Annotated in this window: 10 protein-coding genes; 6 read left to right on the top strand and 4 right to left on the bottom strand. The window is 59.4% G+C overall.

Features of this window, described 5'->3' with window-relative positions:
• Positions 1 to 53: 53 nt before the first annotated feature.
• The 6 genes from FHW16_RS19660 to FHW16_RS19635 all read left to right on the top strand — a co-directional run bounded on the left by FHW16_RS19660 (position 54) and on the right by FHW16_RS19635 (position 7176).
• Positions 54 to 959, top strand: a complete 906-nt coding sequence (locus FHW16_RS19660; RefSeq protein ID WP_182550981.1) for a 3-keto-5-aminohexanoate cleavage protein — start codon at positions 54 to 56, stop codon at positions 957 to 959.
• Positions 960 to 963: 4 nt separating this feature from the next.
• Positions 964 to 2025: a carnitine 3-dehydrogenase gene (locus FHW16_RS19655; protein ID WP_182550980.1), complete on the top strand. Its 1062-nt coding sequence runs from the start codon at positions 964 to 966 to the stop codon at positions 2023 to 2025.
• 3 nt (positions 2026 to 2028) lie between these two features.
• Positions 2029 to 3192: an acyl-CoA dehydrogenase family protein gene (locus FHW16_RS19650; protein WP_182550979.1), complete on the top strand. Its 1164-nt coding sequence runs from the start codon at positions 2029 to 2031 to the stop codon at positions 3190 to 3192.
• A gap of 189 nt (positions 3193 to 3381) precedes the next feature.
• Positions 3382 to 5454 (top strand): acetate--CoA ligase family protein, encoded by a 2073-nt coding sequence (locus FHW16_RS19645; RefSeq protein WP_182550978.1) that lies wholly within the window; start codon positions 3382 to 3384, stop codon positions 5452 to 5454.
• Positions 5447 to 6229, top strand: coding sequence for a carnitinyl-CoA dehydratase (locus FHW16_RS19640; protein ID WP_182550977.1), 783 nt, complete (start codon positions 5447 to 5449; stop codon positions 6227 to 6229). Before FHW16_RS19645 ends, FHW16_RS19640 begins: the two co-directional genes overlap by 8 nt.
• On the top strand, positions 6226 to 7176 hold the full coding sequence (locus FHW16_RS19635) for an alpha/beta hydrolase (RefSeq protein ID WP_182550976.1): 951 nt from the start codon (positions 6226 to 6228) through the stop codon (positions 7174 to 7176). The genes FHW16_RS19640 and FHW16_RS19635 overlap by 4 nt, the downstream gene beginning before the upstream one ends.
• Positions 7177 to 7399: 223 nt before the next feature.
• Here the strand turns inward: FHW16_RS19635 and FHW16_RS19630 are convergent, their stop codons facing one another.
• Genes FHW16_RS19630 through FHW16_RS19615 form a run of 4 tightly spaced genes read right to left on the bottom strand, consistent with a single transcriptional unit; the run spans position 7400 to position 12454 of the window.
• Complete coding sequence (locus tag FHW16_RS19630) at positions 7400 to 9061, bottom strand: ABC transporter ATP-binding protein (RefSeq protein WP_182550975.1); 1662 nt, start codon at positions 9059 to 9061, stop codon at positions 7400 to 7402.
• Complete coding sequence (locus tag FHW16_RS19625) at positions 9054 to 9884, bottom strand: ABC transporter permease (protein ID WP_182550974.1); 831 nt, start codon at positions 9882 to 9884, stop codon at positions 9054 to 9056. The genes FHW16_RS19630 and FHW16_RS19625 overlap by 8 nt, the downstream gene beginning before the upstream one ends.
• Before the next feature lie 9 nt (positions 9885 to 9893).
• Entirely contained in the window at positions 9894 to 10853 is a 960-nt protein-coding gene (locus tag FHW16_RS19620; RefSeq protein ID WP_182550973.1) for an ABC transporter permease, read from the bottom strand.
• 11 nt (positions 10854 to 10864) lie between these two features.
• A complete protein-coding gene (locus FHW16_RS19615) occupies positions 10865 to 12454 on the bottom strand; it encodes an ABC transporter substrate-binding protein (RefSeq protein WP_182550972.1) in 1590 nt (529 codons plus the stop codon).
• Positions 12455 to 12572 lie beyond the last annotated feature (118 nt).

Here is a 12572-nt window from a genome sequence, read left to right as displayed (position 1 = left end):
ATGCATTTGCAACAGCTGCATGATTTGCTCAACGGAAAAATGGGAGCAATGCAATGGGACTCACCCCCAATCGCGACGTATTCATCACCTGTGCCGTCACCGGAGCGGGCGATACGACAGGCCGTTCCGACAAGGTTCCGGTCACCCCGCGCCAGATCGCCGACGAGTGCATATCCGCCGCCAATGCCGGTGCCGCCGTGGCGCATATCCATGTGCGCGATCCGAAGACCGGCAAGGGTTCGCGCGATGTCGCGCTCTATGCGGAAGTGGTCGATCTGATCAAGGCATCCGGCGTCGACATGGTGCTGAACCTCACCGCCGGCATGGGCGGTGACCTGACGCTTGGCAGCACCGAACAGCCGATGCCGCCCTCTCCCAATGGCACCGATATGGTCGGTGCTACGGAACGTCTCGTGCATGTGGCCAAGCTGCGCCCGGAAATCTGCACGCTTGACTGCGGCACGATGAATTTCGGCGAAGGCGATTACGTCATGACCAATACGCCTGCCATGCTGAAAGACATGGCAGCGCAGATCAAGGCGCTGGGCGTGCGTCCGGAAGTCGAAATTTTCGATACCGGCCATCTACTGCTAGCCAAATGGCTCTATGACCAGAAACTGCTGGAAGATCCTGTCATGGTGCAGCTCTGCATGGGCATTCCGTGGGGCGCCCCCGACGATATCAACACGCTGCTGGCGTTGACCAACAACCTGCCTGCCAACTGGACGTTCTCGGCCTTCTCCATCGGCCGCAACCAGTTGCCCTATGCCGCCATGGCCATGCTGGCCGGCGGCAATATCCGCGTGGGCCTTGAAGACAATATCTGGCTCGACAAGGGTGTCCTTGCCACCAACGGCCAGTTGGTCGAACGGGCCGTGAAGGTCGCCGAAGGCATGGGCGCGAGGATCATCGGACCTGACGAGGTTCGTTCCCGCATGAAACTGACAAAGGGCTGGTAAGATCATGAGCGTCATTCGCAAAGCGGCAGCCGTCGGCGGCGGCGTCATTGGTGCGGGCTGGGTTGCCCGTCTCATCCTCAACGGTATCGACGTGTCGATCTTCGATCCGGACCCGGAAGCGGAACGCAAGGTCAGCGAGGTGATGAAGAATTCACGCCGCGCCTACAAGACCATGGTTCCCGGCGGCCTGCCCAAAGAGGGCAAACTGACTTTTGCCAAGACGATTGCCGAGGCTGTTGCCGGTGCCAATTTTATTCAGGAAAGCGTGCCGGAACGCCTCGACCTCAAGCACAAGGTGCTGGCGGAAATCGACAAGCATGCGGCCATTGACGCCATCATCGGCTCGTCCACGTCAGGCATCCTGCCGTCTGACATGCAGACGTCGATGAAGCATCCCGAGCGCCTCGTTGTCGGCCACCCTTACAATCCGGTCTACCTGCTGCCGCTGGTTGAAATCGTCGGCGGCAAGCTGACGTCGCCGGAAGCCATCGAAACCGCGCGGGAACTCTACGCCTCCATCGGCATGAAACCCGTGGTCATCCGCAAGGAAATCGAAGCCTTTGTCGGCGACCGCCTGCTCGAGGCCGTCTGGCGCGAGGCCCTCTGGCTCATCAAGGATGACATCACCACCGTCGAGGAACTTGACGACATCATGCGCTATTCGTTCGGCATTCGCTGGGCGCAGATGGGCATGTTCCAGGTTTATCGCGTGGCGGGCGGCGAAGCTGGTATGCGTCACTTCATGGCCCAGTTCGGCCCCTGCCTTTCCTGGCCGTGGACCAAGCTGATGGACGTGCCTGAACTCACCGATGAACTCGTCGACAAGATCGCTGCACAATCCGATGAACAGGCGCATGGCCTGTCCATCCGCGAGCTGGAACGCATTCGCGACGACAATCTCGTGGCCATCATGGATGCCCTGTCGCGCCAGAACAAAGGTAAGGGCTGGGGCGCCGGAGCACTCTACAAGGACTACACCAAGCAGTTGTCCAAACTGGCAAAGAAGCCTGCGATTTCCAAGGCGGCTGAAAAGGCCAAATCCACCAAACCCAAGAAGAAGGCTTAAATCATGGATTTCGGTCTTTCGGAGGAGCAAAGGCTGATTGTCGAGACAACCCGGGCCTTTGTCGAAAACGAGCTTTACCCGCATGAGGCGGAAGTGGAGCGTACGGGTGTCCTGCGCAAGGAGCTTGCGGACGAACTCAAGCAGAAGGCGATTGCATCAGGTCTTTATGCGGCCAACATGCCGGAATCCGTCGGCGGTGCCGGACTCGATACCGTGACATGGCTGCTGTATGAAAAGGAGCTTGGCCGCGCCAATTACGCGTTGCACTGGTCCTGTGTTGGCCGTCCCTCCAACATCCTGCTCGCCGGTACCGACGCGCAGAAGGAAAAGTACCTCTATCCCTGCATTCGCGGCGAAAAGTCCGATTGCCTCGCCATGACAGAACCGGGCGCCGGTTCCGACCTGCGCGGCATGAAGGCGACGGCGGTCGAAAAAGGTGGTGACTGGGTTATCAACGGCACCAAGCACTTCATCAGTCATGCATTGGAAGCGGATTTTGTCATCCTCTTCGTGGCCTCAGGTGAGGAAGACACGCCGCGCGGCAAGAAGAAGAAAATCACCGCCTTCTTCGTCGACAAGGGCCATCCGGGGATGACGATCCGCGAGGGTTATCGCAATGTCTCGCACCGGGGCTATACCAATGCCATCATCGAATTCGATGATTGCCGTCTGCCCGCCGATGCGATCCTTGGCGAAGTACACAAGGGTTTCGAGGTCGCCAATACATGGCTCGGTGCCACACGGTTGCAGGTCGCGGCGACCTGTCTCGGCCGGGCCGAACGCGCGCTTGGCCATGCCATTGAATATGCGGCACAGCGCCAGCAGTTCGGCCAGCAGATCGGCAAGTTTCAGGGCGTTTCGTTCAAACTTGCCGATATGGCAACGGAACTGAAGGCCGCCGACCTCCTGACGTTTGAGGCGGGCTGGAAATTCGATCAGGGCACCGTCACCGATCAGGACATGGCCATGGCCAAACTGAAAGCCACGGAAATGCTGGCCTTTGTCGCTGACGAGGCGATCCAGATTCACGGCGGCATGGGGCTGATGGACGATCTGCCGCTCGAACGGATCTGGCGCGATGCACGGGTGGAGCGCATCTGGGAAGGCACATCGGAAATCCAGCGGCATATCATCTCGCGCGCCCTACTTCGCCCGCACGGAGCGTAAGGGGTAATGATATCAGGTTTTACCCCCCTCTGGGCTATCGCCCATCTCCCCCGCAAGGGGGGAGATCAGCCTTCATTACGGTTTCGATCAGTTCTGAGATATTGCAAAGTAAGCGAAAATTTTGATGTCGATGTGATCTCCCCCCTTGCGGGGGAGATGCCCGACAGGGCAGAGGGGGGTGTCTGAAACATGGCAAACCTCGATCGTCTGCTCCGTCCCAAAACCATTGCTGTCTTCGGTGGCCTTCAGGCCGCCGAAGTCATCAGGCAATCACAGAAAATGGGATTCTCCGGCGAGATATGGCCGGTGCATCCCAAGCACGACGAAATCCTCGGGCTCAAGGCCTACCGCTCCGTTGCCGATCTGCCCGGCAGTCCCGATGCCGCGTTTGTCGGCGTCAACCGCTTTCTGACCCTTGATATCGTCAGGCAATTGCGCGAACGCGGCGCGGGTGTTGCCGTCTGCTACGCCTCGGGGTTTCTCGAAGCTGGCGCCGATGATGCGGATGGCGCACGCCTGCAGGATGAGCTGATCGAGGCGGCGGGCGACATGCCCATCATCGGGCCGAACTGTTACGGCCTGATCAATTATTGCGATGGTGCCCTGCTCTGGCCGGACCAGCATGGTGGGCGCAGGCTCGCCGCCGACGAGCGTGGCGTCGCCATCATCACGCAATCCTCCAATATCGCCATCAACATGACGATGCAGACGCGCGGATTGCCGATTGCCCACGTCATGACGGCAGGCAATCAGGCGCAGACGGGCCTGCCTGATATGGCCATTGCCCTGCTTGAGGATGAACGGGTGACGGCGCTGGGCCTCCACATCGAAGCATTTCAATCGGCAGCAAAATTCGAAGCATTGGCAAAGCGCGCACGCGAGCTGAACAAACCCATCGTCGCCATGAAGGTCGGACGCTCTGCCCAAGCACGCGCCGCCACGGTGTCGCATACGGCCTCGCTGGCCGGATCGGATGCGGCATCGGATGCATTCCTGAAACGGCTTGGCATTGCCCGCGTCAATTCCATCGCGTCTTTCCTCGAAACCCTGAAACTCCTGCATGTACACGGACCGCTCGATGGCGATACTCTGTGCTCCATGAGCTGTTCCGGCGGTGAAGCCTCTGTCATGGCAGACAGCGCCGAGGGACGGAGCATCCACTTCCCAGCACTTACATCCGAGCATCGTGCCAAGGTCAAATCCACGCTGGGACCGCTGGTCGCCGTGGCCAACCCACTGGACTACCACACGTTCATCTGGAACAATGAACCGGCGCTGACCCAAACTTTCACCGCCATGGTGTCAGGCGGGTTTGGCTTGAGCTGTCTTGTGCTTGATTTCCCACGGAAAGACCGCTGTTCCGACGTGGACTGGTGGTCGACAGTGCGTGGTTTTGAATCGGCCCTCAAGACCAACGGGGCCAAGGGCGCCATCGTCGCGTCGCTGCCGGAAAACATTCCGGAAGAATATATGGCCGGGCTGATGGCGCAGGGCATCGCGCCGCTCTGCGGCATCACCGAAGCTTTCGATGCGGCGGAAGCCGCCGCCTTTATCGGCAGGGCATGGAAGACGTCCCTTACCCAGCCGGTCGTCTCCCCGGAAATCCGTGACGCAGACGAACAGGCGCCTGATGAAGCGGCGGCAAAGGCCATCCTTGCGAAACATGGCCTGCCCGTACCACCGGGTCGACGCTGCCAGACTGTCGATGCGGCCATTACGGCTGCGGAAGAACTGACCTTTCCAGTGGCATTGAAGGCCCTCGGCGTTGCGCACAAATCCGAACACAATGCGGTGCGGCTCAATCTGCGCGATGCCGAAGCCGTCCGTGCGGCGGCAACCGACCTCATCAGCATCGGCAGCGGTCTCTATGTCGAGCGCATGGTGACCGATGCGGTTGCCGAACTCATCGTCGGTATTGTCGATGATCCGCAGTTCGGTCCGCTGATGACCCTCGGGACCGGCGGCGTTCTGGTGGAACTGTTGAAAGACAGTGTTACGCTGCTCCTGCCGTCCAGCCTTGTGGAGATCGAAGCCGCGCTTCGGAGCCTGCGCATGTTCCCGCTGCTCGATGGCTATCGCGGCAAGCCGAAAGCTGATCTTGATGCTGCGCTCGACGCAATTCTTGGCATTGCCGGATTTGCGGTCAAGAATGCGGGCAGGATTGTTGAACTCGATATCAATCCGCTGCTTGTATGCCGCAGCGGCCAAGGCGCATGGATAGCCGATGCGCTGCTCATCACCAGGGGAGAGTTGCATGAATGATGTCGTCAGGACGCGCCGCGAAGGCGGCATTCTTGAAATCACATTGGACCGTCCGAAGGCCAATGCCATCGACCTGAAGACGAGCCGCCTGCTCGGTGAAACGTTTCAAAAATTCCGCGACGATCCCGAGCTTCGCGTCGCGATTGTCCAGACCGAAGGCGACAAGTTCTTCTGCGCCGGCTGGGACCTCAAAGCCGCAGCAAGCGGCGATGCGGTGGACGGTGATTACGGTGTCGGCGGCTTTGGCGGCCTGCAGGAAATGCGCGACTTCAACAAGCCCGTCATCGCCGCCGTCAACGGCATGGCGGTGGGCGGCGGGTTCGAACTCGCCCTCTCCTGCGATCTCATCTATGCCTCCGACCATTCCAGCTTTGCCCTGCCGGAAATCCGCGCGGGCACGCTGGCTGATGCCGCAACGGTGAAACTGCCCAAGCGCATTCCCTACCACGTGGCCATGGATCTGCTTCTGACCGGCCGCTGGATGGATGTCACCGAGGCGCATCGCTGGGGCCTCGTCAACGAGGTCCTGCCCAAGGACAAACTGATGGAACGGGTCTGGGAGATCGCCCGGCTGCTGGAAAGCGGCCCGCCGCTGGTGTTCGCCGCCATCAAGGAAGTGGCGCGCGAAGCGGAAGACATGAGTTTCCAGGATGCCATGAACTGGATCACCAAGCGTAAATTCCGCACGGTTGACGTCTTGTACGCTTCGGAAGATGGTCAGGAAGGGTTCAAGGCCTTTGCCGAAAAACGCGATCCTGTATGGAAGGGCAGATGAGCGCTGATTATTCAGTCCTGATCGACACGGAAACCTGGGCTTTCATCGAGCGGACGAACAGCTTTTATCCGCCCGATGCCGTTGACCATACTGTTGCCCAGCAGCGCGACGTGTATAACCGGATGTGCGGGGCCTTCTTTACCGGTTATCCCACAGGCGTTTTGGCGATGGATCGTTTCATCGATGCCGAAGACCGCAAAATACCAATCCGCATGTATGAAAAGCGCGACAGTGATCCCGAAGCGATATGCCTGTATTTCCATGGCGGCGGCTTTGTCGTCGGCGGCCTCGACAGCCATGATGATGTTTGTGCCGAGATTTGCGACGCCACCGGCTTTCACGTCGTCTCGGTCGATTATCGCCTCGCTCCGGAACATCTGCACCCCGCCTCATTCGAGGATTGCCTTGCGGCATTCGAGCATGTGGCGGCCACGTCCAGCCTGCCGATTGTCCTGTGCGGTGACAGCGCCGGCGGCAATCTGGTTGCTGCGGTTTCGCACCATGTGCGCCATAGCAATCGCGCACCCATCGGCCAGGTCATGGTCTATCCGGGACTGGGCGGTGCGCAGGATCAAGGCTCCTATGTCACCCATGCCGAAGCGCCGATGCTGACCACGCGTGATACGCTCTATTATGCAAAGATCAGAAGCGGCGGCGAGGACTGGTCGGCGGATCCACGCTTTGTCCCGCTCGCCGACACGGACTTTTCCGGCCTGCCCGATACAATCGTGATTTCGGCCGAATGCGATCCTCTTTCCGATGATGGCCGCCACTACCGTGACAAGATCCTGGCCGCAGGCGGCAAGGCGATCTGGAACAACGAACCCGGTCTGGTGCATGGCTACCTGCGCGCCCGCCACAGTGTCACACGCGCGCGCTCCAGTTTCCGCCGCGTCTGCACCGCCGTGCATCTGCTGGGACAGGGCCGCTGGCCGGGCCAGCTTTAAGTTTAAAGTAGTTACTCGGTTATCTCCCCCCTTGTGGGGGAGAAAGCGATTTCAGCATCTTAGCGAGCGCAGCGAAGCTCAAGTGCTAGAAATCGCACGAGAGGGGAAGTTCCAGAATTCACATAAATCCCCTCTCTTGGATTTTCTAAGGATTTAGCGAAGAAGCTAAATCCAAGAAAATCCGTTCTCTCCCGCAAGGGGAGAGATAATGGGGCAAATTCCCCTAATTCCCCGCACTCGCCATGCGGCGGTTTTTCACGGCTCCCTCCAGCCAGCCAAGTTCCATTTCCGGAACCGATGACAGCAGTAGATCGGTATAGGCATCAAAGGGCGGCTTGAGCACCTGTGATTTCGGGCCGTAGCGCACCACCTCGCCCCGATACATCACCGCAATCGCATCGGCGATGGATTTCACCGTCGCAAGATCGTGGGTGATGAAGAGGTAGGCGACGTGTTCATCCGCCTGCAGATCGAGCAGAAGCTTCAAAATGCCGTCGGCCACAAGCGGATCGAGTGCGCTCGTCACCTCGTCGCAGATGATCAGTTTCGGCTTGGCCGCAAGTGCACGGGCAATGCAGACACGCTGCTTCTGTCCGCCTGACAATTCCGCTGGATAACGGTCGGCAAAGCCCTTGCCCATCTCGATCTTGTCGAGCAATTCGGCAATGCGCGCATCACGCACCTTGCCGCGCATGCCGAAATAGAATTCGAGCGGCCGACCGATGATGGTTCCGATGGTCTGGCGCGGATTCATCGCCACGTCGGCCATCTGATAGATCATCTGCAATTCGCGCAGATCGTTGCGGGTGCGGTTGGCGAGGCGCGGTGATAGCGTACGCCCGTCAAAAGTGATCGTACCCTCCATCGGCGGCAACAGACCGGTAATGGCCCGCGCCAGCGTGGATTTGCCTGAGCCGGATTCGCCGACAACCGCCAGCGTCTGGCCGAGATGCAGATCAACCGATACGTTTTTCAGTACCTTTACCAGCCCGCCGCCATAGGCAGCAGTGATGTTCTTCACCGACAGGATGGGTGTATTGTCGGACGTCTTTTCCTGGTGCGGGATGTGATGCACGGACACCAGCTGGCGCGTATAGTCCTCGCGCGGCTCCTTGATGATCTGACGCGTGTCGCCATATTCCACCATCTTTCCATGACGCAGCACCATGATGTCATCGGCCACCTGCGCCACAACAGCCAGGTCATGGGTGATGTAGAGTGCGGCAACATTCGTATCGCGAATGGCATCCTTGATCGAGGCAAGCACGTCGATCTGCGTGGTCACATCAAGCGCCGTTGTCGGCTCGTCGAACACGATTAGATCCGGCTCGGAACACAGCGCCATGGCTGTCATGGCCCGTTGCAGCTGACCACCGGAAACCTGATGCGGAAACCGCTGCCCAAAGGTTTCAGGGTTGGGCAGGCCCAGCTTTTTGAACAGTCCAATAGCGCGCTTTTCCGCCTCGGCGCGCGTGGCGATCCTGTGCTGAAGCGCCGCCTCAATCACCTGATCCATCAGTTTGCGCGCCGGATTGAAGGCCGCAGCGGCGGACTGCGCGACATAGCAGACTTCCCGGCCCCGGATCTGCCGCAGCGTCTTTGCACCGCCTTTGAGGATATCACGCCCGTTGAGCAACACTTCGCCGCCGGTGATGCGTACGCCGCCGCGGCCATAGCCCATACCGGAAAGGCCGATGGTCGACTTGCCCGCGCCGGATTCGCCGATCAGCCCGAGCACCTTGCCGCGCTCCACCTTTACCGAGACATTATCGACGATCACCACGTTTCGCGGCGCCTCGCCGGGCGGATAACTGGTCGCTTCGATCCGCAGATTGCGGATGTCGAGAAGGAGACCGGTCTTGTCTTTCGCAGGCGCTTTAGCCATTGCCGCGTCCTCCCTTCAGGCTTGTGGTCCGGTTGAGAATCCAGTCGGCGACGAGATTGACGGAGATCGCCAGCACGGCAATAGCGGCGGCCGGAATCAGCGCGGCCGGAATGCCGAAGACGATACCTTCCTTGTTCTCCTTGACCATGCCGCCCCAGTCCGCATCCGGCGGTTGGACGCCGAGACCAAGGAATGACAGTGCCGACAGGAACAGCACGGCAAAGATGAAACGCAGGCCGAGTTCGGCAATCAGCGGGGTCAGGGCGTTGGGCAGTATCTCGCGGAAGATGATCCAGATACGCCCCTCGCCGCGCAGCTTCGCCGCCTCGACGAAATCCATGACATTGATGTCGACCGCCACAGCCCGGGCCAACCGGTAGACGCGCGTGGCGTCAAGCAGGCCCATGACAAGGATCAGTGTGGTGACATTGCCGGGCAGAACCGACAACACGACAAGGGCAAAGATCAATGTCGGGATCGCCATGATCAGATCGACGAAACGCGACATGAGCTGGTCGAACCAGCCGCCGATAACGGCGGCGGCAAAACCCAGCACCGATCCGAGAATGAACGACAGCGCCGTAGCCATCGCGGCGATGAAGATGGTGATGCGCGCGCCGTAGATCATACGGGACAACAGGTCCCGGCCGAGATTGTCCGTACCGAGCCAGTATTTCGCCGACATGGGCTCCCAGACATCGCCGACTGTTTCGCCGACGGAATACGGGGCAACCCACGGCGCAAAGATGGCCGCGAACAGAAAGACCGCCGTGATGATCAGGCCGATCCAGGCGCTGATGGGGATGTTCTTAACATTCAGCATGGCGCGGCCTCACTTTGGATGTCTGAGGCGGGGATTGGAAACAATCGCCACGATGTCAGCAATGATATTGAGGGTGATGTAAACAGCCGCGAAAACCAGCCCGCATGCCTGAACAACCGGCACGTCGCGCTTGGCTACATGGTCCACCAGATATTGCCCCATGCCGGGATAGACGAAGATCACCTCGACCACGACGACGCCGACCACAAGGAATGCCAGATTGAGCATCACGACATTGACGATCGGGGCGATGGCATTGGGGAAAGCATGGCGGGCAATGATCTGGAAGGGTGTCAGTCCCTTGAGTTCCGCGGTTTCGATATAGGCCGACTGCATGACATTGAGGATGGCCGCCCGGGTCATGCGCATCATATGGGCCAGAACAACCAGAGTCAGCACCGTGACCGGCAAGGCGATGGCGCTCAGCCGTTCGCCGAGCGGCATGCCGTCGTAAACCGTGGAGACGCTCGGGAACCATTGCAGACGCACGGCCACGAAATAGATCAGCAGATAACCGGTAAAAAACTCCGGCAACGACGTGGATGCGAGGCCGAGGCCGGAGATGATCTTGTCAACCCAGCCGTTGCGATAGCGCACGGCTAGCAAACCGAGGGCAATGGCCAGCGGAATGGAAACGGCCGCTGCCCAGAATGCGAGGAAAAGGGTGTTCCACAACCGCCCCTTGAGTGATGTCGCGATGTCCTGTCCGCTGGAGAGCGCCGTGCCGAGATCACCGGTCAGTATGCCGCCGAGCCAATGCAGGTAGCGGATATAGGCCGGATCATTCAGCCCCATGTCACGCCGCAGGTTTTCCAGTGCCTCCGGTGTGGCCGACTGGCCGAGAATGGATTGCGCCACATCTCCCGGCAGTATCTGGGTGCCTGCGAAGATCAACACCGAAACTGCCAGAAGGAGGAGAAGGCCCATCGCAATGCGCTGGGCCACCAGTTTGAGGACAGGACCGCTCATCCGCCCCGGCCCTAAGCGTTCAGCCAGCAGCGGGACAATGCATAACCGCCGCTCATTTCCTGATTGCCGTCCTTCACCCAGCCGCCAACCTTGGCGCTGGTGGCGTCGATGAAGTCGTTGAACATCGGCACGATGACGCCGCCCTCGTCGCGCACCGTCACCGACATGTCGCGGTACATCTGCTTGCGCTTGCCAGTGTCGAGTTCGGCGCGCGCTGCGATCAGCGTCTTGTCGAACTTTTCATTGAAGAAGCGCGTATCATTCCAGTCTGCAGTCGACAGATAGGCAGTCGAATACATCTGGTCCTGCGTCGGACGGCCACCCCAATAGGATGTCGAGAACGGCTGCTTGTTCCAGACTTCCGACCAGTAGCCGTCACCGGGTTCACGCTTGATCTCGATCTTGATGCCGGCCTTTGCCGCGCTCTGCTGGTAAAGCTGTGCCGCATCGATGGCACCTGGAAAGGCAACATCGGATGTGCGCAGCAGCACCGCGCCGTCGTGGCCGGACTTCTTGAAATGGAAGGCCGCCTTATCGGGGTCGTAGGCGCGCTGTTCGATATCGTCGGAGAACAGCGGATAGGCCTTGTTGATTGGGAAATCATTGCCGACAGAGCCATAGCCGCGCAGGATTTTCTGCACCATGTCTTCGCGGTTCATGGCGTATTTCAGTGCCAGACGCAGGTCATTGTTGTCGAACGGTGCCGTGTTGCAATGGGCGATGAACACATAGTGCCCTTTGCCCGCTACGTTCTGGATGGTCACGCCGGGGACGCGCTTGACGAGATCAACAATCTTCGGCTCCACGCGGTTGATCATGTGGACCTGACCCGACTGCAATGCGGACGTGCGTGCGGTGGCGTCATTGATGACGATAATCTCGATCTGTGCCGCGTGGCCGCGCTTGTCACCATCCCAATAATTGGCGAATTTTTCACCGATATGGCGCACACCCGGCTCGTCCTTGACGACCTTGTATGGTCCGGTGCCGATGCCTGCGGTGGGCTTGTCCTTGCCGCCGTTCGGCTGGATCATCAGATGGTAGTCGTCCATCAGGAACGGCAGGTCGGCATTGGCTTCTTTCAATGTGAAAACAACGGTATCGCCGTCTTTCTTTACACTGTCGATACCCTTCATCACGCCGAGAGCGCCGGATTTGGAATTGGCGTCGGAATGGCGTTCCATCGTGGCCACGACGTCGTCGGCGGTCATGTCCTTGCCGTTGTGGAACTGCACGCCCTTGCGGATCTTGAACGTCCAGACCTTGGCATCGGGGGTTGAGCCCCACTCCGTTGCCAATTTGGGATTGAGTGTGCCATCGGCCTGAATTTCAACGAGCTGTTCGCCCCACTGGCGGCCGAATTTGTAAGGAACCTGGCTCTGCCATGTCGCTGGGTCCATGCTGTCGGTCGAGGCACCGCCCTGCATGCCGGCTTTCAGCGTACCGCCTTTTACTGGGCCTTCGGCCAAAGCCGCGCTGGAAAGCAATGAATTGGCAAAGACGGTGGTAACGCCGAGTGCGGCAGCGCGGCCGAGAAAGTCACGCCGTGACAGATGTCCGCGTGCGACCTTGCGGCTCAGATAATCGAGTTCTTTTGACATACCCATTCCCCTTTTGTTGCTTGAACGCCTGGCGCCCAAATTCGGTTTTTGTGAATTATGCGACTTGATACCCGTGAATTTCAACCGTTAATGTGAGTCTTTAACGTGGACCTCCAGC

This window comes from Phyllobacterium myrsinacearum, assembly GCF_014138285.1.
Taxonomy (GTDB): domain Bacteria; phylum Pseudomonadota; class Alphaproteobacteria; order Rhizobiales; family Rhizobiaceae; genus Phyllobacterium; species Phyllobacterium myrsinacearum_A.
Note: the sequence above shows the minus strand (reverse complement) of the source record. Positions and strands in the feature narration are given on the sequence as shown.